The sequence below is a fragment of the Catenuloplanes nepalensis genome (assembly GCF_030811575.1).
Taxonomy (GTDB): domain Bacteria; phylum Actinomycetota; class Actinomycetes; order Mycobacteriales; family Micromonosporaceae; genus Catenuloplanes; species Catenuloplanes nepalensis.
The window spans coordinates 8,741,512-8,762,107 of sequence record NZ_JAUSRA010000001.1 but is presented as its reverse complement, the minus strand read 5'-3'; the positions used below and the strand labels follow the sequence as shown (position 1 = coordinate 8,762,107).

Genomic DNA, 20,596 nt, shown 5'->3' with positions numbered 1-20,596 from the left:
AGGTGAGGGGCGGGCGGACCCGCCCCTCACCTGGAACCTCAGACTTCTTCGACGCTGCTCGGCTCGCGCCGGGACAGGTCGATACCCAGCTCCTCGGCGGCCCGGAAGACCTCGTCGTCCGTCTCGCGCATCTCAAGCGCCACACCGTCACTGGAGAGCACCTCGACGTTCAGGCACAGCGACTGCAGCTCCTTGAGGAGCACCTTGAAGGACTCCGGGATACCCGGCTCCGGAATGTTCTCGCCCTTGACGATGGCCTCGTAGACCTTCACGCGGCCGAGAACATCGTCGGACTTGATCGTCAGTAGCTCCTGCAGCGCGTATGCGGCGCCGTAGGCCTGCATGGCCCAGCACTCCATCTCGCCGAAACGCTGGCCACCGAACTGCGCCTTACCACCCAGCGGCTGCTGCGTGATCATCGAGTACGGACCGGTCGAGCGCGCGTGGATCTTGTCGTCGACCAGGTGGTTCAGCTTCAGGATGTAGACGTAGCCCACCGAGATGGCGTCCGGGATCGGCTCGCCGGAGCGGCCGTCGAACAGCTTCGCCTTACCCGTGCTGCCGATCAGCTGCGTGCCGTCCCGGTTCGGGAGGGTGCTGGCGAGGAGACCGTGGATCTCGTCCTCACGGGCACCGTCGAAGACCGGCGTCGCCACGTTCGTGTTCGGCTCGCTGGTGTGCGCGTTGATCGAGCGGAGCTGGCGCTTCCACTCGGCGTCGTCACCCTCGACGTTCCACCCGGTCTTGGCCACCCACCCGAGGTGAGTCTCCAGGACCTGGCCGATGTTCATTCGCGAGGGCACACCCAGCGGGTTGAGCACGATGTCGACCGGCGTGCCGTCCTCCAGGAACGGCATGTCCTCGACCGGCAGGATCTTGGAGATGACGCCCTTGTTGCCGTGCCGGCCCGCGAGCTTGTCACCGTCCTGGATCTTGCGCTTCTGGGCGACGTACACCCGGACCAGCTCGTTCACGCCCGGGGGCAGCTCGTCGCCGTCCTCGCGCGAGAACGTCCGGACGCCGATGACCGTGCCGGTCTCGCCGTGCGGCACCTTCAGCGAGGTGTCCCGGACCTCCCGGGCCTTCTCACCGAAGATCGCGCGGAGCAGCCGCTCCTCCGGGGTCAGCTCGGTCTCGCCCTTCGGCGTGACCTTGCCGACCAGGATGTCGCCGGGGACGACCTCGGCACCGATCCGGATGATGCCACGCTCGTCCAGGTCCGCCAGCATCTCTTCGCTGACGTTCGGGATGTCGCGGGTGATCTCCTCCGGGCCGAGCTTGGTGTCCCGCGCGTCGACCTCGTGCTCCTCGATGTGGATCGAGGTGAGCACGTCCTGCTGCACGAGGCGCTGCGACAGGATGATCGCGTCCTCGTAGTTGTGCCCCTCCCAGGTCATGAACGCGACCAGGAGGTTCCGGCCGAGGGCCATCTCGCCCTCGTCGGTGCACGGACCGTCCGCGATGACCTGGCCGGCCTCGACCCGGTCACCCTCGAACACGGTCGGCTTCTGGTTGACGCAGGAGCCGGCGTTGGAACGGCGGAACTTGTGCAGCAGGTAGGTGCGACGGTGGCCGTCGTCCTGGTGGACCGTGATGTAGTCGGCGCACAGGTCCTCGACCAGACCGCCGACCTCGGCCACGACCACGTCACCGGCGTCGACCGCGGCACGGAACTCCATGCCGGTGCCGACCAGCGGGGCCTCGGCCTTGACCAGCGGCACGGCCTGACGCTGCATGTTCGCGCCCATGAGCGCGCGGTTCGCGTCGTCGTGCTCGAGGAACGGGATCATCGCGGTGGCGACCGAGGTCATCTGCCGCGGCGACACGTCCATGTAGTCGACGGAGGTGCCGACGACGTAGTCGACCTCACCGCCCTTACGACGGACGAGAACCCGCTCCTCCGCGAAGGTGCCGTCGCTCGACAGAGGCGCGTTGGCCTGTGCCTTGACGAACCGGTCCTCCTCGTCGGCGGTCAGGTAGTCGATCTCGTCGGTGACGACGCCCTCGACGACCTTCCGGTACGGCGTCTCGATGAAGCCGAACGGGTTGACCCGCGCGAACGTCGAGAGCGCACCGATCAGGCCGATGTTCGGGCCTTCCGGCGTCTCGATCGGGCACATCCGGCCGTAGTGGGACGGGTGCACGTCACGGACCTCGAAGCCGGCCCGCTCACGGGACAGACCACCCGGGCCCAGCGCCGAGAGGCGCCGGCGGTGGGTCAGACCCGCCAGGGGGTTGGTCTGGTCCATGAACTGGGACAGCTGCGACGTACCGAAGAACTCCTTGATCGCCGCCACCACGGGACGGATGTTGATCAGGGTCTGCGGCGTGATCGCCTCGACGTCCTGAGTCGTCATCCGCTCGCGGACGACGCGCTCCATCCGGGACAGGCCCACACGGACCTGGTTCTGGATGAGCTCGCCGACCGTGCGCAGGCGCCGGTTGCCGAAGTGGTCGATGTCGTCGGCCTCGTAGCCGTCCTCACCCGCATGCAGGCGGGCCAGGTACTCCACGGTGGAGACGATGTCGTCCTCGGTCAGCGTGCCCTTGATGATCGGGACGTCGATCTCGAGCTTCTTGTTGAACTTGTAACGGCCGACCTTCGCCACGTCGTACCTCTTCGGGTTGAAGAAGAGGTTGTCGAGCAGGGTCTGCGCGTTCTCCCGGGTCGGCGGCTCGCCAGGACGGAGCTTGCGGTAGATGTCGAGCAGGGCCTCGTCCTGCCCGGCGATGTGGTCCTTCTCCAGCGTCGTCATGAGCAGCTCGGACCAGCCGAACTTCTCACGGATCTGGTCGGCGGACCACCCGATCGCCTTGAGCAGGACCGTGACGGCCTGCCGGCGCTTGCGGTCGATGCGGACACCGACGGTGTCGCGCTTGTCGATGTCGAACTCCAGCCAGGCACCCCGGGACGGGATGACCTTGACGCTGGTGAGGTCGCGGTCGGAGGTCTTGTCCGGCTGCTTGTCGAAGTAGACGCCGGGCGACCGGACCAGCTGGCTGACCACGACGCGCTCGGTGCCGTTGATGATGAACGTGCCCTTGGGGGTCATCATCGGGAAGTCGCCCATGAACACCGTCTGGCTCTTGATCTCGCCAGTGGTGTTGTTGGTGAACTCCGCGGTCACGAACAGCGGGGCACAGTAGGTCAGGTCCTTCTCCTTGCACTCCTCGATCGAGGCCTTGACCTCGTCGAAGCGCGGTGCGGAGAAGGAGAGGGACATGGTGCCGGAGAAATCCTCGATGGGACTGATCTCGTCGAGAATCTCCGCAAGGCCCGAACGTGCGTTCGGGTCGTCAGCCGATCGGTTCTGCCAAGCGTCGTTGCCGACGAGCCAGTCAAAGGATTCGTTCTGGATCGCCAGGAGGTTCGGAACCTCAAGATGCTCAGTGATCCTGCCGAAGGAGATTCGGCGGGGAGCGAAAGCGCTCGACGTACGACTGGTCTTCGCAGGGCGGGAAGCTGCCAAGATGCGTCCTTCCGAGGACCGGTGCTGCAAAACGGCCGTTATGCGCGCACCCCAACTGACCCCGCATGGACGGAATGACCGGTCTGAGCATTCCAGGGCAGGGCTGTAGTGAGAAGGCAGCGCAAACTAGCAGTGTAGCCGCACGGCTAACCGCTGTCCAGCCCCCCACCACAGGTCGTCGCGGAACAGGCCGGGCGCACCTCATCGGTGTTCGCCGGGCCGCTCGGAACGCGGCACAACTCTGTCGGTGCATCCCCGGTGTCACCCGGGGCGGGGCCGTCGCAAGCGCGGAAGGTCTTGCTGCCGTTTAGCGTGCCTGCCCCCACAGCCCACGTCAAGGGTTGCGAGGCGGGTCGGAGCCCGGTGATCGACGACAAGCACCCGAAACGAGCCACATAAGCCGCAATTCCGGCAATTCTCTTAGCCGATCGCAGGGTTTAATGATCACCTAATACGGTCCGCAATCGGACGATGCCGAACAGCACTCCCCGGCGGCGGTACGGCCGACCTGCCGCCTTCCCCAGCCGACCACCCGGCAACGCTCCGCCCGCGCCCGGCCGGGGGGCGTGAGAGTGACACACGCCACGATCGAAAGCCGGAAGGCGGACGTCCCGGTGGGGACGCCCGCCTTCCGCGGAAACGCGAGACCTACTTGAGGGTGACCTTCGCGCCTTCGCCCTCGAGCTTGCCCTTGGCCTTCTCGGCCGTCTCCTTGTTGACCTTCTCCAGGATGGCCTTCGGCGCCGACTCGACGACGTCCTTGGCCTCCTTCAGGCCCAGGCCGGTCAGCTCGCGCACGACCTTGATGACCTGGATCTTCTTGCCACCGTCGGCCTCGAGGACGACGTCGAACTCGTCCTTCTCCTCCGGCGCCTCAGCGGCGGCGGCCGGGCCGGCCGGGCCCGCGATCGCGACCGGCGCGGCGGCGGTGACGTCGAAGGTGTCCTCGAACTGCTTCACGAACTCGGAGAGCTCGATCAGCGTCATCTCCTTGAACGCGTCGAGCAGCTCGTCGGTGCTGAGCTTCGCCATGTCGGCGGTCCTTCCTCTTGCTTCTGCAACACGCGAGGGTGCTCGCGGGTCAGGTCTTCGAATGGGGTCTTACCGAGTGCGAAGGGCCTCAGGCGGCCTCCGCACCCTCCTTCTCACGCTTGTCCTGCAGCGCCGCCACCGTACGGGCGGCCTTGGACAGCGGCGCCTGGAAGAGCGCAGCGGCCTTGCTGAGGTTGGCCTTCATGCCGCCGGCCAGCTTGGCCAGCAGCACCTCACGGGACTCGAGGTCGGCGAGCTTGTTGACCTCGGCGGCCGAGATGGCCTTGCCCTCGAAAACGCCGCCCTTGATGATGAGCGCGGGGTTGGCCTTCGAGAACTCACGAAGGCTCTTCGCCGCCTCAACGGGGTCGCCGGAAACGAAGGCGAGCGCGGTAGGACCGGTGAACAGCGTGTCGAGGCCCGAGATGCCCGCGTCCGTCGCAGCGCGCTTCGCGAGCGTGTTCTTCGCGACCGCGTAGGTGGTCTCGCGACCCAGCGAGCGCCGCAGCTTGGTCAGCTGCGCGACCGTCAGGCCCCGGTACTCGGTGAGCACGGTGGCGCCCGAGTTACGGAAGTGCTCCGTCAGCTCGGCGACGGCAGTGGCCTTGTCGGCCCGAACCGGCTTGTCCGCCATGTCCCTCCCTTCTCGTTGCTTGCGGCTGGTCTGCCCCGAACAACGAGAAAGCCCCGGCGCAGGACAGCGCACGGGGCCGGACGCGGCACGAAACCGCGGCGGAACCAACGTTCTAGCGCTCGCCCTGCGCGGGTCGCCCGTGGACGGGACCTTCGGCCGCACCGGGAGGCGCGGCGACCAGCGGTCTGTGGGTGAAACTCAGCCAAGCGTAGCGGTCCGTCACGACATCGCCAAATCGCGGGACCGGGGAGCCTCCCAGGTAAATTCTTGAGCAATTTTCGCCTTGAAGTCGGACATCCGCTTGCCGCGCGCGCCCGCTGGCTTCATGATCAGCCGCCGTGCCCGCAGAGACACCCACCCAGAGCACGGCCGACAACGGCGAGAAGGCCGGCGCTCCCACGGCCGACACGTCGAAGGCCGACACAGCCAAGACCCCGGCCTCCAAGAAGACCCCGGCCGACGAGCCCGTCGCCGGCCCGGGGAGATCCTGGTGGCCCGCGATCCGCATCGGCGGCGCGGTCTGGGCCTCCTCCTACCTGGCCTGGATCGCCGTCACGCTCTTCACGCAGTACGGCCGGCCGCACGGCAACCCGATCGGGTTCGTGGACCTGCTGCGCGGCGGCTGGTGGCGCTACGACGCGATGGTCTTCACCCGGCTCGCCGAGAACGGCTACGGCACCCACCCGGTCGACCCCGCGTTCTTCCCGCTCTACCCGATGCTGGTCCGCGGCGCCGACCTGCTCCTGCCCGGCGGCGCGAAGTTCACCGCGATCGGCGTCGCCGCGGTCGCCATGTTCGCCATGTACACGCTGCTCTACCGCCTAACGGAGGTCGAGTTCAGCCCGGCCGTGGCGGTGCGCACCTGCTGGGCGATGGCGGCCTGGCCGGTCGCGTTCTTCCTCGGCATCGGCTACAACGCCTCGCTGTTCATCGCGCTGATGCTGGGCGCGGTCTACGCGATGCGCCGCGGGCACTGGTGGGTGGCCGGCGTGCTCGGCGGCTTCGCGTCCGCGACCCGCTCGGTCGGCGTCCTGCTCGCGATCGCGTTCGCGTACGAGTACCTGCGGCAGCACGGCTTCCGCTGGCGCTGGAACGTGCTCGCGGTCGGCCTGATGCCCGGCGGCCTGATCGCCTACGCCGGCTGGCTGTGGTGGCGCTTCGGCGACCCGCTGCTGTTCCTGGAGGCGCAGAAGCCGTGGGGCCGCGAGTTGGACTGGCCGTGGGCCGGCATCGTGGACGCCGCCGAGGTGATCGCCACCGCCCCGCTGGCGCAGAACGGCACGCTTCACAACCTGCTCGACCTGGTCTCTGTGCTGGCCCTGATCGCGCTCCTCACGCTCTGCTTCGCCGGTCCCTGGCGGATGCGCCGCGACCAGTGGATGCTGCCGCTGCTCGGCGTCGCGCTGCTGCTGTTCGCGATCTCGTTCCCGGCCGGCGAGAACCGCAACCAGTCACTGATGTCCGCGCCGCGCTTCGCGCTGGAGGTGTTCCCCGCGTTCATGATCCTGGGGCATCTGCGGTTGCCGACGCACGTCTACGCCACGGCCGCGCTGATGCTGCAGGGCGTCCTGCTGGCGCACTTCACCGCGGGCGGCTGGGTCGGCTGACCACCGGCACAGATCACGATCCCGCGGGGGTACGCCGCGGGCCCGGACACGAAAACGCCCCCGGCCATCGCGGCCGGGGGCGTTTCGGGTGAGCGGGACGACTTACTCGGAGCCGTCCACGTTCTTCACGACGTTCGGGTCGACCGGGATGCCCGGGCCCATCGTGGTGGTGAAGGTGATCTTCTTCAGGAACTTGCCCTTGGCGGCGGACGGCTTGGCCCGGAGGATCTCGTCCAGCGCGGCGGCGTAGTTCTCCACCAGCTGCGCCTCGGTGAAGGAGGCCTTGCCGATGATCAGGTGGAGGTTCGAGTGCTTGTCCACCCGGAAGGTGATCTTTCCGCCCTTGATCTCCGAGATGGCCTTCGTGACGTCCATGGTCACGGTGCCGGTCTTCGGGTTCGGCATCAGGCCGCGCGGGCCCAGGATCCGCGCGATCCGGCCGATCTTGGCCATCTGGTCGGGCGTCGCGATAGCGGCGTCGAAGTCCAGCCAACCACCCTGGATGCGGGCGACGAGCTCGTCGCTGCCGACGGCGTCAGCACCGGCGGCCTCCGCCTCCTCGGCCTTGGCGCCGGCGGCGAACACGATCACGCGGACCGTCTTGCCCGTGCCGTGCGGGAGGTTGACCGTGCCGCGGACCATCTGGTCCGCCTTGCGCGGGTCGACGCCGAGGCGCATCGCGACCTCGACGGTGGGGTCGAACTTCGTGGCGGTCGTGTCCTTGGCCAGCTTGACCGCCTCGGCCGGGGTGTAGAGCTTCGACTGGTCGATCTGCTCCGAGGCCTTCTTGTATGCCTTGCTCAGTGCCATGTCCGGCGTACTCCTGTGGTTGATGGCGGGTCACACCGTTCCGGTGCGCCCTCCCACGAACTAACGGGCCTTACGAGGGTGGAACGCGTCAATGAGTTTTCGACCTGCCCCGTGTTGCTGGGCGGCATCGCGACGCCCCACGACCCGGGGGCGCCAGGTTGAAAAAGCTCAGTCCTTGACCGTGATGCCCATCGACCGGGCGGTGCCGGCGATGATCTTCTCGGCCTGCTCGACGTCGTTCGCGTTCAGGTCGGACATCTTCTTCTCGGCGATCTCGCGCAGCTGGGCGCGGCTGACCGAGCCGACCTTGGTGGCCTGCGGGACGCCGGAGCCCTTGGGGACGCCCGCGGCCTTGAGCAGCAGACGCGCGGCCGGCGGCGTCTTGAGGATGAAGGTGAACGACCGGTCCTCGTACACGCTGATCTCGGCCGGGACGATGTCGCCACGGCTCGACTCGGTCTGCGCGTTGTAGGCCTTGACGAACTCCATGATGTTCACACCGTGCTGACCCAGCGCGGGGCCGACCGGCGGCGCCGGGGTGGCCTGGCCCGCCGGCAGCTGCAGCGTGAACGTCTTGACCAGCTTCTTCTTGGGAGGCATGTCTCTTCCTGGGCTTCGAAAGGTGCGGCTTTGTCTTCTGACTTCGGCGCATCTGCCGCCGGGAATGCGCCGCTGCCACCTCGCCTAAGGCGGCACAGTCAAACAACCTGATCAGCGGACAAGCGGACACGCCGAAGCGTGCCCGCAGGCCGACGTTCAAGACTAGCGCAGTCCGGGACGCGCCAGTGTGGCGAGGCTCAGATCTTCGAGACCTGGTTGAAGTTCAGCTCGACCGGCGTCTCGCGACCGAAGATCGAGACCAGCACCTTGAGCTTCTGCTGGTCGGCGTTGATCTCGCTGATCGTCGCGGGCAGCGAGGCGAAGGCACCATCGGTGACGGTGACGGAGTCACCCTCCTCGAAGTCGAGGACCCTGACCTCGACCTTGGCCTTCTTCTCCTCCTTGGCCTCCGCCGGCGCCAGCCACTTCAGCACCTCGTCGAGGGAGAGCGGGGCGGGGCGGTCGGCCCGGTCGGTCGCGCCGACGAAGCCGGTGACGCCCGGAGTGTTCCGGACGCAGGAGTACGACTCCGGGGTGAGCTCCAGCCGGACCAGGATGTAGCCGGGGAAGACCTTCGCGCTGACCTGCTGGCGCTTGCCGTTCTTGACCTCCACCTCCTCGCGGACCGGGACCTCCACCTGGTAGATGTAGTCCTCCATGTCCAGCGAGGTGATGCGGGTCTCGAGGTTGGTCTTGACCTTGTTCTCGTAGCCGGCGTAGGAATGCACCACGTACCAGTCGCCGGGCGCGTAGCGCAGCTTCTGCCGCAGCTCCGCGACCGGGTCGTAGTCCTCGTCGTCGTCCGCCGGGGCGGCCGCGACCGCCGCGGGCTCGACCTCCGGCTCGCTGGCGGCCTCGGCCGACTCGTCGTCGTCAGTGGCAGACTCTCCACTGGCCAGGGCGATCGTCGACTGCTCGTCGACGCCCTCGGCGGTCTCGTCGTACTCAGGCACGCTTGCTCACTTCCATAAACAAATCGAACTCGGCCGGCACGCCGGACAGGTCAGCCGAAGATGGCCAGGACGCCCTTGGCGAAGCCGAAGTCCAGCAGGGCCACGATCGTCATCATGACCGCGACGAACACGATCACGACGGCGGTGTAGGTCAGCAGCTCGTTCCGCGTCGGCCAGATGACCTTACGAAGCTCGGCCACCACCTCGCGGAAGAAACGGCCGAGTCGCGCGAACGGGCCGCGGCCGGGCTTCTTCTCCTTGGAGGGGCTGTCGGCCTCCTCGGTCTTGGCCTTGGACAGCGTGGCGGTGCCGCCACGCGAGACCGGCTCGTCCGCGACATCATCCTCGTCCTCGACGGCGTCCTCGAACGTCTCGTCGTTGAGGTTGTCGTCGGCGGGGTCCTCGCCGCGTCGCTTCCTCTCGGCCACTTCGCCCTCTTCCATCGCGGGGTCGTTGGTCAGACGCAAACGCATGAACGTCGACGCCCTTACACGCCCGCCGCCCGACGGTCCGGGTTGCGGCGGCGGATCCGGCTGACACCGCCCGGGCTGACACCGCGGCCGATCCTCGGCGAAGCTGCCGCAGCCGATCCTCGGCGAAGTTGCCGCACACCACCACCACGGGATCAACGCTGTTTACCAGCGCAACCCCCCGGGCCGGTTAGGCCTTAGGCGCAGGGGTGACAGGACTTGAACCTGCAGCCTGCGGTTTTGGAGACCGCTGCTCTGCCAATTGAGCTACACCCCTTTGAGGAAGTCACGAGCGGTGACTACCCCACGGCGCACCAGTGTACGGGTAGCCGGCGGACTTTCCCAACCGGCCACCCCCATAACTGGTCCACCACCCCGTCAGGGGCGCTTGATCACGGCCTTGGCCTGCGCCAACACCTTCACTCCGCCGCAGGTCGCGGTCAGGTCGAGCCGCACCAGGGCCGGGTCGTCCGTGTCCTTCGCCACGGCGGAGACCTCGACCTCGGTCCCCTCCTCGGTGTCCGGCACCTCGACCGGGCGGGTGAACCGCACGCCGTACTCCACGATCGCGTCCGGGCGGCCGGCCCAGGTGGTGACCGCGCGGCCGACCAACGCCATGGTGAGCATGCCGTGCGCGATCACGCCGGGCAGGCCGACCTTGGCCGCGAAGCTCTCGCTCCAGTGGATCGGGTTGAAGTCGCCGGAGGCGCCCGCGTACCGCACGAGGTCGGCCCGGGTCACCCGGTAGCGCTGCGTGGGAAGCTCCATGGTGCTCAACCCTCCTCGCCGCGGACCACGAACATGGTCCAGACCGTGACGACCGCCTCGCCCGCGCTGGTGCCGATCTCGCTGCGGGTGGTCAGGAAGTCGTGCCCGCCGCGCGCGTTGATGCTCTCGATCGAGTTGACGCACACCAGCTCGTCGCCGGCGGTCACCGGACGGCTGTAGGCGAACCGCTGGTCGCCGTGGACCACGCGGCTGTAGTCGACGCCGAGCGCCGGGTCCTCGACGATCTGACGGCTCGTGGCCATGCTCAGCACCATCGGGAACGTCGGCGGCGCGATCACGTCCGGGTAGCCGAGCGCCCGCGCGGCCTCCGGATCGTGGTACGCCGCGTCCTCGGCGCCGATCGCGGTCGCGAACTCGCGGATCTTCTCGCGCCCCACCTGGTAGGGCGCGCTGGGCGGGTAGCTACGCCCGGTAAACGACTGGTCCAACCCCATGGGCGGACACCCTACCGGCCGCCGCGTGAAGGGGCCTCAACGCGCTCAGGGCACCCCCGGACGAACCGGGGGTGCCCTGAGGATGGCGTATGTGACCGCGAAGGCGTCAGCGGGTCTCGCGGTGCAGCGTGTGCTTGCCGTCCCGGGGGCAGAACTTCTTCAGCTCGACGCGGTCCGGGTCGTTACGGCGGTTCTTACGCGTGATGTAGTTGCGCTCCTTGCACTCCACACACGCCAAGGTGATCTTGGGACGGACGTCGGTCGCCTTAGCCACGGCGGGGTGCCTTCCTCGAAACGCGGGGTGAAATCCCTACGACCTGAATACTACGACGTACCAGCGTAGGAGACAGACCACGCGGTACGCAAAGCGGGGGCCGACGTGGTGCACCCCCGGACCGGGGATCAGGACCCCGGACGAAGTAGCGGTGGCCGGACTTGAACCGGCGACACAGCGATTATGAGCCGCTTGCTCTGCCATCTGAGCTACACCGCCGCGCTCCAGGCCGCGTGCCCGCATGGGCAGGCGAAGCCTGAGGGTCGGTTGTCACTCCGACCGAAGAGCCCCCTTACGGAATCGAACCGTAGACCTTCTCCTTACCATGGAGACGCTCTGCCGACTGAGCTAAGGGGGCCTACCCGCCTGGGAGTTTTCGTTCCCGTGACGTGCAGGCATAAGCGTACACGGCCACTTTCCCCAGGCGAAATCGGATACCCCTCGGCGCGTCGCCGGTGGTGAAAGCGCAGGTCAGCCCGGCTGCCGCCGCTATCGGGACCGACAGCCTGAACCTGCCCCTACGGGACCGCGCGGAGCCGTCGGAAGTCACCGGACGGCGTCGCCTCGACCTCGGTCTGCGCCCAGTACCAAGCCTCCAGCCGCTCGTACGGCAGCGGCCGGCTGAACAGGAAGCCCTGCCCGATCTCGCACCCCATGTCGGTGAGCAGATCCAGCGCCAGCTCGCTCTCCACGCCCTCGGCCACCGCGCTGAGCCCGAACTGCCGGGCCAGCATCACGGCCGCCCGCACCACGGCCAGGTCGCCCGGGTCCGTCGCCATGCCCTGCACGAACCGGCGGTCCACCTTCAGCTCCACGACCGGCAGCCGCCGCAGGTAGCCGAACGACGACGCGCCCACGCCGAAGTCGTCCACCGAGATCCGGACGCCGAGGTCCCGGAGCCGGCGCAGCACCGGCAGCGGCCGCTCGTTCTCCACGGTCAGCGCCGGCTGGCCGATCTCGAACGTGACCCGGCCGGCCGCCACGCCGTAGTGCTCCAGCAGCACCTTGACCTGAGCCGGGAAGTCCGTTTCGTCGAGCAGCCGGGCCGAGATGTTCACCGCGATGGAGAGCGGGTCCTCGGAGTCCGGCCAGTCCCGGCAGCGTTGCAGCCCGGCGCGGAGCACCGCCTCGGTGAGCGCGCCGATCTGCCCGGTGTTCTCCGCCACCGCCACGAAGTCCTCGGGCGAGACCGTGCCGAGCACCGGGTGCTCCCACCGGGCCAGGCACTCCACGCCGACCAGGCGCCGGTCCGCGAGCGTCACCTTCGGCTGGAAGTAGACCTCGATCTCGTCCCGCTCCAGCGCCTGCCGCAGATCGTCCGCCAGGCCGAGCCGCCGGGTGACCCGCGACTCCAGTCCGGCGTGGAAGCGCTGCACGCCGGACTGCGACCTCCGGGCCGTGGCAGTCGCCAGCTTCGCCCGCTGCAGCAGCCGGTCCGCCTTGTCCGCGTGGCCGAACTCGCCCCGGCTGTCGTCCGGGTGCACGGCCACGCCGACCGCCACGTCCACCATCAGCGTCAGGTCGTCGATCCGGACCGTGCCGCGGATCTCGTCCCGCAGGCGGGTGGCAAGCTGCGTCGCGGCCTCGACGGACGGCTTCCGCAGCGTGACCACGAACTCGTCGCCGCCGGCCCGGCCGACCAGCGCGGCCGGTGGCGCGGCCGCGCGCAGCCGCTCCGCGATCTCGGCCACCAGGCGGTCACCCGCGACCTGGCCGAGCGACTCGTTCACCTCGTGCAGCCGTTCGAGGCGCAGCAGCAGCACCGCGACGACCTCGTCCGGCGCGTTCACGGTCACCGACTCGGCGAGCGCCTCGGTGATCCGCCGCCGGTTCGGCAGCTTCGTGAGCCCGTCGTGGTACGCGTCGTAGCGCAGCCGGTCGACCAGGCGGGAGTTCTCCACCGCGACCGCCGCGTGCGCCGCGACCAGCTCCATCAGCGAGACCGTGGCCGCGTCGAAGTGCGCGTGCCGGTTGCGCTCCCCCGCCACCTCCAGCGTGCCGATCGGCACCTCACCGGAGAAGAGCGGCACGATCATGATCTCCCGCGGGCCGTCCGCGGACAGCAGCTCGCGCAGCGCCGGGTCGCCGATCCGGTCGGTGATCAGGACGCTCTCGCCGGTCTCCAGCGCGCGGCGGCGCAGCGCGGCCGGCGTGACCACGGTGTCCAGCAGTCCCTTCGCGCTGTGCCGCGCGCTGAGCAGCACCTCCAGGTGCCGGGACGAGGCCGGCAGCCAGAGCGTGGACCAGTCCGCGTGGATGAGCGCCAGGACGCGGTGCAGCAGCACGTCGGGCAGCGCCCGGTCGTGCACCGTGCCCTTCAGGTCGCGCACCAGGTCGTACAGCTCGGAGAGTTTGCGGTGTTGCTCGGTGAACTGCGAGTAGGACCGGTAGGCGAAGACGCCGAACAGGACCAGCGCGCCGATGATCATCAGGGCCCACAGGGTCTGCTCGATCAGCAGCAGCACGGCCAGGCCGAGCATCACGTTGCCGGCGCTGACCAGCAGGCCGGGCACCGCGATGCGCAGCACCGTCGAGCCGGAGACGTTGCCCTCGACCAGCCCGAGCACAAGCACCACGGCGATCAGGCCGAAGTGGGTGGCGGCCAGCACGCCCGCCATCAGCACCAGCCAGGTGCGCGGGGTGACGTCGGCGCCGACCGAGCCGAGCGCGCGAATCACCACGTAGCCGAAGGCGGCGGAGGAGGTCGCGAGCGTGACGTTGAACCACAGCCGGGCCGGTATCTCCCGGCGGTACACCCCGATCGCGATCCGCTCGACGCAGCGCAGCACCACCATGGTGAGCGGCGAGATGAAGAAGAACGCGAGGACGATCGCGGTCTCGTTGAGCGTGACGTTCAGCCCCTGCCGGCGCGACGTCGTCCACAACGTGGTCGCGTCCGTGACCAGGAACAACGCGAAGAAGATCGGGATCAGAAGCAGGTCGGACTGCGGGATGTCCCGATCGATCTGGGCCGCGATGGTGAGGACCACCGTGAGGACGGCGAGCGGCCCGGACACATACCAGGCGCGCTGCGGGGAGGGCCGTCTGACGGCTTCAGGCACGAACCCTCCTCGCGCGCCAAGATCTCAAGCGATGCCGGCCGAACGGCCGGCGGCGTGATCGACCGTTACCACTCGAAGCCGTGGTCGGCCAGCACGACGACCGTGCTCTCGGACTCGGCGGAGGCGTGCGCACCGGCACCGGCACCCGACGCCTGCGCCAGGAACAGGCCCGTGGCGACCGCGGCCACCAGGAGGAGGGCAACCAGGATGAGCTGCTGAACCTTGGTTCCGACAACACCTGCGGACATCGGGGGACTCCATTTCGCACCGTTTGAGCAGACCCCGTCGGAGCCGGGGTTTTTAGATCGTCCCACACGGTCAGAGGGCCACAAAACCCGCAACCATTGGTCGGACGTTAGTACCAGCAATTCTGTCCGTAAGTACGAGCATGCGCGACCGAATGGCGCTACAAATCCGCAACGACGCCCGCGCGGTCCACCATGCGTGCGCACTACCCACATTGTCCGTTGCCAAGTCCTCCCGCATGGCCATAATGCCTCCAGATCGCACGGCATCGGGCCAAAGCGACAAAGGCAAGAAGCAGGAGGAAATGCGAATGAAGCTCACATTCATCCGCAAAACGGTGCTGTCGGGCAACACTAACTGCCCGTCGCTGTACCGCACCGACCGCGACACGTTCGTCGTGCAGGGCTGGCGGGTGACCGACCCCGACGCACTCGCCCAGCTGCAGATCCCGTCACACGAGACGGTGGTCGAAGTGCCGGTGGACGTGCTGGCGGAGGTCCTGGCCGCAAAGGTCGGCTGACCCCGCGCCCCTTCTCTCCCCACGGTCCGGCCGCTCGCCGGTACGCCACGCGGCCGCAACAGCTCAGTGAGCCGGATCGTTCACGCCGAGGAGCAACGGATTTCACCTCGGCCCCTGACCGGTACCTTTCGGTCAGGGGCCGGCGAGAAATTCGTACCCTCATCGAATGATTGTGCATTTGCACGTGCGCGTCATTGGATTCGGGCCCGTTAAATCGTCGGTACGGCAGCAAACATAGGCTGGGGACGCCACCCGCCCTGAAGTCGCACGTTGACCGACAAACCGCTGCGCGCCGACGCCGCCCGCAACCGCGCCCGCATCCTCGCGACCGCCGCCGAGGTCTTCGCCGCGAAGGGCCCCGCCGCCAGCACCGAGGAGATCGCCCCCGCGCCGGCGTCGCCATCGGCACCGTCTTCCAGCACGTCCCCACGAAGGACGCGCTGCTCGCGGCCATCATGAAGGACACCCGGGACCGCCTGGCCACCCGCGCCGCCACCGCCACCACGCTGGAGGACTTCTTCACCGCCGTGGTCGCCGAGTCCGCCGCCGCCCACTCCGTCGTCACGCTGCTCTCCACCGACATCACCGCCGCGCCCGCGCTCGCCGGCCTCCGCGACGCCGTCGCCACACTGCTGAATCACGATCAAACCCATGCGCGGGTACGCACGGAGGTCCGCCTCGACGAGGTCATGGCCCTGCTCACCGCGGCCAGCCAGGGTGCGCTCACCGCAGCCTGGCCCGCCGACCTCCAGGCCCGCACGGCATCGTTCGGCTTCCTACAACCGATAGCGTTGGTGCTGAGCTGGCCATCGACGTCCCGCCTGCCCTTGCCCACGATCTGCCCGCGGTCGGCCGCTGGTCACAGTGGCCATCCGAGCGCGCCGCCGATCCGGTCGTGCAAGCCGTCCTCGCCGCCGTCGATGCAGTTGGCGTAGACGCGGAGAAGGGAGGCTGCGGCGTGGCGAAGGTCGTAGGCACGGCGGGCGAGAGGGGACTCCACCTGCTCGGGGATGAGCGCCTGCTTGCGGGCGAGCTTCCACCAGCCGGCAGCCCCGGCGCCGGACCGCTCCCCGTTGGGAGGGTCGACGGCAGACGGGACGCTCAGGCGGGTGGGGTGCGTGCGTGGCCGCACGTAGGGCCGCGACCGGCGGGAACAGCATCATCGACCTGCCCACCAGGTGCCCACGACTACCCGTAGACAGCCGGACTCGGCTGGTCTCAGCTGGATAAAACGGCAAAGACCCCCGATCGGCGTTTCCGCTAATCGGGGGTCTTTACTCTGCCTGGTGGCGGGTAGAGGATTCGAACCTCTGTAGCTTTCGCGACGGATTTACAGTCCGCTCCCATTGGCCGCTCGGGCAACCCGCCAAGGCATGAATCGTGAAGCCACCACCGCGTTACCCGACGCGCTGGCGAGAGCCAGAATAGCGGGAGCCCTCGGAGGGTCTGCAACCGGGTACGGTCGGCAGGGTGGGAGGGGTCGCAGGGCGGCCCGGACCGAGACGATCTCATATGTCCCAGCAGGAACAGCAGGAGCAGAGGCATGGCAGCCAACCCGTCGTTCGACATCGTCAGCAAGGTGGAGCACCAGGAGGTGGACAACGCCCTCCGCCAGACCGAGAAGGAGCTGGGTCAGCGCTTCGACTTCCGGGGGACGGGGGCGGAGATCGCCTGGGCGGGTGAGGACGGGGTCACGATCACGGCGGAGACCGAGGCTCGGGTGAGTGCGGCCCTTGACGTCTTCAAGGAGAAGCTGATCAAGCGGAACATCTCGCTGAAGTCGCTGGAGGCGGGGGATCCGCGGGCGTCGGGCAAGACGCACAAGATCGACTGCAAGATCGTGCAGGGCATCGCGACGGACAAGGCGAAGCAGATCAGCAAGAAGATCCGTGACGAGGGGCCGAAGGGTGTGCAGGCGCAGATCCAGGGTGACTCGCTGCGGGTGACCGGCAAGAAGAAGGATGACCTGCAGGCGGTCATCACGCTGCTGAAGTCCGAGGACTTCGGGGTGGCGCTGCAGTTCACCAACTACCGCTGAGCGAACGCGCGCAGGGTCCCGGCCGCGCCGGGCCCCTGCGCGGCAGTCAGGCCTGGCCCAGGCCCCGTGATCAGGGCGTCCTCGTGTCGCTGGAACGACATGGGGACGCCTCGATCACGAGAGAGGGGCGCCGCCAGGGCGTGTTCGATGGATCTCGTCGAGCCGAGGCGAGCTGTCCAGGTGCCGGCTGGGTTGTGTGTGGGCTTGTGTGACGTGTGGCCAGGCGGCGCCTGGGCCACGCCGCAGGCCGGCGAAGATCCGTCAAACGCGTCCTAGAGCGCGGTGAGCTGCAGGAGGGGGTCGGGGGCGAAGCCGAGCAGGACCGCCAGGATCGTGGCGACGGCCAGGACCGTGCCGACCGGCCAGGGGACGTGGGACCAGCCGGTGCCGGCGGAGCCGTCCCTGGTGGGCGGGCCGTAGAGCAGCGCGGCGACGCGCACGTAGTAGGCCAAGCCGATCACGGCGTTGAGCGCGGCGACCAGGGCCAGCCATGCCGCGTCGCCGTCGACCAGCGCGCGGATCACGGTCACCTTGGCGAACAGGCCGGCGAGCGCGGGTGGCAGCCCGGCCAGGCCGATCAGCGCGAACGCCAGCATCCCGCCGGTCCACGGCGCCCGCCGGGCCACGCCGTGGAAGTCGGCCAGCTCGCCGCCGTCCGCCGCGGCCGGGCGCAGCGCCACCACGGCGGCGAACGCGGCCAGTTCCAGCAGCACGAAGAACGCGGCGTAGGCCAGCGTCGCGGCGAGCAGCGGGTCGGTCGCGGCCGGCGGGTCCGCGGGCGCACCGGACACGGAGATCAGCGCGCCGAGCGGTGCCAGGATGTAGCCGGCCTGGGCCACGGACGACCAGGCCAGCAGCCGGACCGTTCGGGTCTGGCGGAGCGCCACCACGTTGCCGACCGTCATGGTCAGCACTGCGAGCACGGCGAGTACCCGGCCGGTGTCCGCGACCGGCAGCACACCGACCACCGCGAGCAGCGCCACCACGCCGCCGAGTTTGGACGCGGTGGAGAGGTAGGCGGCGACCGGCAGCGGCGCGCCGTCGTAGGTGGCCGGCGCCCACGCGTGGAACGGCACGGCCGCGACCTTGAACGCCAGCCCGGCCACCAGCAACGCACACCCGACCCCGGCCAGTGCCGCACCACCGCCGGCCAGTGCCGCACCACCGCCGGGCGACACCGCACCGCCGTCGGCCGGGCCGCCCCCGAGAACCCCGGAGCCGGACGAGAGAACCCCGGAGCCGGACGAGCCGTCCCCGGCCAGCGTGGACAGCGCGCTCAGGTGGAGTGCGCCGGTCGCGGCGTAGAGCAGCGCGGCGCCGAGCAGCGTGATCGACGTCGCCACCACGCTGACCACGAAGAACGTGACCGCGGAGTCCGCGCCGGCCCGCTGCATGCGCAACTGCTCCGCCGCCACCTCCTCCTCCGCGTGCAGCCGGACGTCCCCGTCCGCGAGCGACGGCTCCGGGTAGACCGGCGCATCCGCGCCGGTGAAGACCGCGCGCGGCGAGGCGCTGCGGCGCAGTCCGACCAGCAGGTAGAGCGGGAGTGTCAGCGTCTCCAGCGCCACGATCAGCGTGATCAGGTCGCCGGCCGCGCCGAGAACCACGCCGCCGGTCATCGAGCAGGCGAGCAGGAAGCAGTACTCGCCGGCCGGCACCGCACCCGCGCGCAGCATCGGCGTGGACAGGCCGAGCACGGCCAGCGCCAGCAGCGCGAACAGCACGCCGGCCACCGCGGCCCGGTCGGTCGCGAGGTAGGAGCAGGCGTCGTCCACGCAGAATGATCCGCGATCCGGCTCGAGACCGGTGAACACCGCGGCCGCCGCGGTCAGCACCGCACCGGCCGCGGTGCCGGCGATCACCGCGCGCGGCGGCCCGAACAGGTCGATCAGCAGCACGAGCAGGGCGGTCACGGCGGCGGCGTAGGCCGGGAGCAGCGCCATCTGGTCGATGGTCACGGGCGTACCGCCTCCAGGAGAACACCGATCGGCACGTCGGTGCCGGAGAGCACCAGCGCGGGCCAGAGGCCGAGCAGCAGCACCAGGATCACCAGCGGCGACCAGGCCAGCAGCTCCGCCGGTGTCGGCCACCCGGGCGCCAGCCGCTCCGGCAACCCGGCCACGACCGGCGCCTCCTCGTCGGGAACGGAGGAACCATCCCGAGCGGCTGGGGAGTCACCGGTGGTTCGGGCGGTGACCGCGGCGGAGAGCGCGCCCGCGACCGACCACGACGGCACGAGCAGCGACACCGCCGGCGAGGCCGGCCCGTGCGTCACCCGGCGCAGCAGCCGCAGCAGGTAGGCCGCGGTCAGCGCGCCGCCGAGCGCGGCCAGCACCGCCAGCGTCACCCACAGCCCGCCGCCGCGTTGCACGGCCGCGACCACCGCGAACGCCTCCCCCCAGAACCCGGCCAGTCCGGGCAGCCCCAGTGATGCGATCGCGGCGAAGCCGAGCAGCCCGGCCAGCCGCGGCGCGTTCTCCCGCAGCCCGCCGAGTTCGTCCAGCCTGCCGGTGTGCGCCCGGTCCTTCACGGCCCCGGCCAGGAAGAACAGCAGGCCGGTGATCACCCCGTGGGCGATGTTGCCGAGCAGCGCGGCCTGGATCCCGGTGGCGGTGAGCGTGGCGATGCCGAGCAGGACGAAGCCCATGTGCCCGACCGACGAGTACGCGATCAGCCGCTTCAGCTCGGTCTGTGCCAGGCAGACCAGCGACCCGATGAGGATCGCCGCGACCGCCAGCACGCCGAGCACGCCGGACGCCGCCTCCGCACCCGCGGGCGCCGCGCCGAGCCCGACCCGGACGAGCCCGTACGTGCCCATCTTCAGCAGCACCCCGGCCAGGATCACGCTGCCGACCGTCGGCGCCTGGGTGTGCGCGTCCGGCAGCCAGGTGTGCAGCGGCCAGAGCGGGCTCTTCACCGCGAACGCGATCGCGAGCAGTGTGAACGCGAAGATCTGGGTGCCGCGGTCGAGTCCGGACGGCGCGTCCAGGAGCGAGGAGGTGCCGGCCGCGTTCACCACCACCAGCACGCCGACCAGCAGCAGCACGGATCCGAACAGCGTGTAGAGCGCGAACTTCCGGGCCGCGGCCCGCTGCGGCCCGTGGTCCGCGGAGTCCGGCCCGTAGTGCGCGCCGCCCCAGATCGCGATCACCGCGTACATGGGCAGCAGCACGACCTCGAAGAAGACGAAGAACAGGATCAGGTCGAACGCGAGGAACGTGCCGAGGATGCCGACCTCGATCACCAGGAGCAGCGCGGTCAGCAGCCGGCCCGGCCCACCCGGCGGCACCCGCCAGACCGTGTAGCCGCAGCACAGCAGGGTCAAGAGCGCGGTCAACACCACCAGTGGGTACGAGATCGCGTCCACGCCGATCAGGAACCGCAGGTCGAGCGCGGGCACCCAGGGCAGATCCACGAGTGCCCACGGCAGCGGCGGCGGCCCGTCGAAGTCGTGGGAGTCCGCGAGCCAGCCGCGCTCCGCGCTTCCCCACCGCAACGGTACGGCCGCGGCGAGCGTCACCGCGGCGATCACGGTGCCGAGCACGCGGGCCTGACGGTCGCGCGCCGCGGGCATCGACGCCACCGCGAGCGCACCGAGAGCGGGCAGCGCGAGCAGCGCGATGAGCAGCACGGACGAGAGGTCGGCATCCATCAAAG

18 protein-coding genes and 4 tRNA genes are annotated in these 20,596 nt (G+C 69.4%); 4 read left to right on the top strand and 18 right to left on the bottom strand.

Annotation, left to right across the window (positions count from 1 at the left end):
• Positions 1-38: 38 nt before the first annotated feature.
• From rpoB to rplJ, 3 genes are all read right to left on the bottom strand, one after another.
• The gene (gene rpoB, locus J2S43_RS38065) at positions 39-3,470 is read right to left on the bottom strand and encodes a DNA-directed RNA polymerase subunit beta (protein ID WP_306837532.1); all 3,432 of its coding nucleotides are present in this window, start codon (positions 3,468-3,470) and stop codon (positions 39-41) included.
• Between the two features lie 648 nt (positions 3,471-4,118).
• Positions 4,119-4,502, bottom strand: coding sequence for a 50S ribosomal protein L7/L12 (rplL, locus tag J2S43_RS38060; protein WP_306837529.1), 384 nt, complete (start codon positions 4,500-4,502; stop codon positions 4,119-4,121).
• An 88-nt stretch (positions 4,503-4,590) separates the two neighbouring features.
• Positions 4,591-5,136 carry a 50S ribosomal protein L10 gene (gene rplJ / locus J2S43_RS38055; RefSeq protein ID WP_306837527.1) on the bottom strand — a complete coding sequence of 182 codons (546 nt, stop codon included), beginning with the start codon at positions 5,134-5,136 and terminating at the stop codon, positions 4,591-4,593.
• Positions 5,137-5,474: 338 nt separating this feature from the next.
• Here rplJ and J2S43_RS38050 point away from each other — a divergent pair, with 338 nt between their 5' ends.
• A complete protein-coding gene (locus J2S43_RS38050) occupies positions 5,475-6,743 on the top strand; it encodes a mannosyltransferase family protein (RefSeq protein WP_306837525.1) in 1,269 nt (422 codons plus the stop codon).
• 102 nt (positions 6,744-6,845) lie between these two features.
• On the opposite strand, the gene rplA is transcribed toward J2S43_RS38050, so the two are convergent.
• From rplA to J2S43_RS37990, 12 genes are all read right to left on the bottom strand, one after another.
• Positions 6,846-7,553 carry a 50S ribosomal protein L1 gene (gene rplA / locus J2S43_RS38045; protein ID WP_306837523.1) on the bottom strand — a complete coding sequence of 236 codons (708 nt, stop codon included), beginning with the start codon at positions 7,551-7,553 and terminating at the stop codon, positions 6,846-6,848.
• A 168-nt stretch (positions 7,554-7,721) separates the two neighbouring features.
• Positions 7,722-8,153, bottom strand: a complete 432-nt coding sequence (gene rplK / locus J2S43_RS38040) for a 50S ribosomal protein L11 (protein ID WP_306837521.1) — start codon at positions 8,151-8,153, stop codon at positions 7,722-7,724.
• 197 nt (positions 8,154-8,350) lie between these two features.
• Positions 8,351-9,106, bottom strand: a complete 756-nt coding sequence (gene nusG, locus J2S43_RS38035) for a transcription termination/antitermination protein NusG (protein WP_306837519.1) — start codon at positions 9,104-9,106, stop codon at positions 8,351-8,353.
• 50 nt (positions 9,107-9,156) lie between these two features.
• Entirely contained in the window at positions 9,157-9,534 is a 378-nt protein-coding gene (secE, locus tag J2S43_RS38030; RefSeq protein WP_306839731.1) for a preprotein translocase subunit SecE, read from the bottom strand.
• 246 nt (positions 9,535-9,780) lie between these two features.
• A tRNA-Trp gene (locus J2S43_RS38025) sits at positions 9,781-9,853 on the bottom strand.
• Between the two features lie 101 nt (positions 9,854-9,954).
• Positions 9,955-10,344 carry a MaoC family dehydratase gene (locus J2S43_RS38020; protein WP_306837517.1) on the bottom strand — a complete coding sequence of 130 codons (390 nt, stop codon included), beginning with the start codon at positions 10,342-10,344 and terminating at the stop codon, positions 9,955-9,957.
• Positions 10,345-10,349: 5 nt separating this feature from the next.
• Positions 10,350-10,799 carry a MaoC family dehydratase N-terminal domain-containing protein gene (locus J2S43_RS38015; RefSeq protein WP_306837516.1) on the bottom strand — a complete coding sequence of 150 codons (450 nt, stop codon included), beginning with the start codon at positions 10,797-10,799 and terminating at the stop codon, positions 10,350-10,352.
• 106 nt (positions 10,800-10,905) lie between these two features.
• On the bottom strand, positions 10,906-11,073 hold the full coding sequence (rpmG, locus tag J2S43_RS38010; protein ID WP_306837514.1) for a 50S ribosomal protein L33: 168 nt from the start codon (positions 11,071-11,073) through the stop codon (positions 10,906-10,908).
• A gap of 146 nt (positions 11,074-11,219) precedes the next feature.
• Positions 11,220-11,292 (bottom strand) — tRNA-Met (locus J2S43_RS38005).
• Between the two features lie 66 nt (positions 11,293-11,358).
• A tRNA-Thr gene (locus tag J2S43_RS38000) sits at positions 11,359-11,431 on the bottom strand.
• Positions 11,432-11,591: 160 nt separating this feature from the next.
• Positions 11,592-14,135, bottom strand: coding sequence for a putative bifunctional diguanylate cyclase/phosphodiesterase (locus J2S43_RS37995; protein WP_306837512.1), 2,544 nt, complete (start codon positions 14,133-14,135; stop codon positions 11,592-11,594).
• 65 nt (positions 14,136-14,200) lie between these two features.
• A complete protein-coding gene (locus J2S43_RS37990; RefSeq protein WP_306837511.1) occupies positions 14,201-14,383 on the bottom strand; it encodes a hypothetical protein in 183 nt (60 codons plus the stop codon).
• A gap of 140 nt (positions 14,384-14,523) precedes the next feature.
• Between J2S43_RS37990 and J2S43_RS37985 the strand changes: the two genes are divergently transcribed.
• Both J2S43_RS37985 and J2S43_RS37980 read left to right on the top strand, forming a co-directional pair.
• Positions 14,524-14,901 (top strand): hypothetical protein, encoded by a 378-nt coding sequence (locus tag J2S43_RS37985; RefSeq protein WP_306837509.1) that lies wholly within the window; start codon positions 14,524-14,526, stop codon positions 14,899-14,901.
• A gap of 455 nt (positions 14,902-15,356) precedes the next feature.
• On the top strand, positions 15,357-15,836 hold the full coding sequence (locus tag J2S43_RS37980) for an SbtR family transcriptional regulator (protein ID WP_306837507.1): 480 nt from the start codon (positions 15,357-15,359) through the stop codon (positions 15,834-15,836).
• A gap of 349 nt (positions 15,837-16,185) precedes the next feature.
• On the opposite strand, the gene J2S43_RS37970 is transcribed toward J2S43_RS37980, so the two are convergent.
• Positions 16,186-16,269: transfer RNA gene (locus J2S43_RS37970), tRNA-Tyr, on the bottom strand.
• A gap of 175 nt (positions 16,270-16,444) precedes the next feature.
• On the opposite strand from J2S43_RS37970, the gene J2S43_RS37965 reads away from it, so the two are divergent.
• Positions 16,445-16,939 (top strand): YajQ family cyclic di-GMP-binding protein, encoded by a 495-nt coding sequence (locus J2S43_RS37965; protein WP_306837505.1) that lies wholly within the window; start codon positions 16,445-16,447, stop codon positions 16,937-16,939.
• Between the two features lie 272 nt (positions 16,940-17,211).
• Here J2S43_RS37965 and J2S43_RS37960 read toward each other — a convergent pair whose 3' ends face one another.
• Positions 17,212-18,882 (bottom strand): NADH-quinone oxidoreductase subunit N, encoded by a 1,671-nt coding sequence (locus J2S43_RS37960; RefSeq protein WP_306839730.1) that lies wholly within the window; start codon positions 18,880-18,882, stop codon positions 17,212-17,214.
• A gap of 11 nt (positions 18,883-18,893) precedes the next feature.
• Positions 18,894-20,591: a complex I subunit 4 family protein gene (locus tag J2S43_RS37955; RefSeq protein ID WP_306837503.1), complete on the bottom strand. Its 1,698-nt coding sequence runs from the start codon at positions 20,589-20,591 to the stop codon at positions 18,894-18,896.
• Between the last annotated feature and the right edge of the window lie 5 nt (positions 20,592-20,596).

Coding starts and splice junctions, on each gene's coding strand:
- rplL (WP_306837529.1), bottom strand. CDS start 4,502: ATGGCGAAGCTCAGCACCGACGAGCTGCTCGACGCGTTCAAGGAGATG.
- rplJ (WP_306837527.1), bottom strand. CDS start 5,136: ATGGCGGACAAGCCGGTTCGGGCCGACAAGGCCACTGCCGTCGCCGAG.
- rplA (WP_306837523.1), bottom strand. CDS start 7,553: ATGGCACTGAGCAAGGCATACAAGAAGGCCTCGGAGCAGATCGACCAG.
- rplK (WP_306837521.1), bottom strand. CDS start 8,153: ATGCCTCCCAAGAAGAAGCTGGTCAAGACGTTCACGCTGCAGCTGCCG.
- J2S43_RS38020 (WP_306837517.1), bottom strand. CDS start 10,344: ATGGAGCTTCCCACGCAGCGCTACCGGGTGACCCGGGCCGACCTCGTG.
- J2S43_RS38015 (WP_306837516.1), bottom strand. CDS start 10,799: ATGGGGTTGGACCAGTCGTTTACCGGGCGTAGCTACCCGCCCAGCGCG.
- J2S43_RS37990 (WP_306837511.1), bottom strand. CDS start 14,383: ATGTCCGCAGGTGTTGTCGGAACCAAGGTTCAGCAGCTCATCCTGGTT.
- J2S43_RS37985 (WP_306837509.1), top strand. CDS start 14,524: ATGCGCGACCGAATGGCGCTACAAATCCGCAACGACGCCCGCGCGGTC.
- J2S43_RS37980 (WP_306837507.1), top strand. CDS start 15,357: ATGAAGGACACCCGGGACCGCCTGGCCACCCGCGCCGCCACCGCCACC.
- J2S43_RS37965 (WP_306837505.1), top strand. CDS start 16,445: ATGGCAGCCAACCCGTCGTTCGACATCGTCAGCAAGGTGGAGCACCAG.
- J2S43_RS37960 (WP_306839730.1), bottom strand. CDS start 18,882: ATGGCGCTGCTCCCGGCCTACGCCGCCGCCGTGACCGCCCTGCTCGTG.
- J2S43_RS37955 (WP_306837503.1), bottom strand. CDS start 20,591: ATGGATGCCGACCTCTCGTCCGTGCTGCTCATCGCGCTGCTCGCGCTG.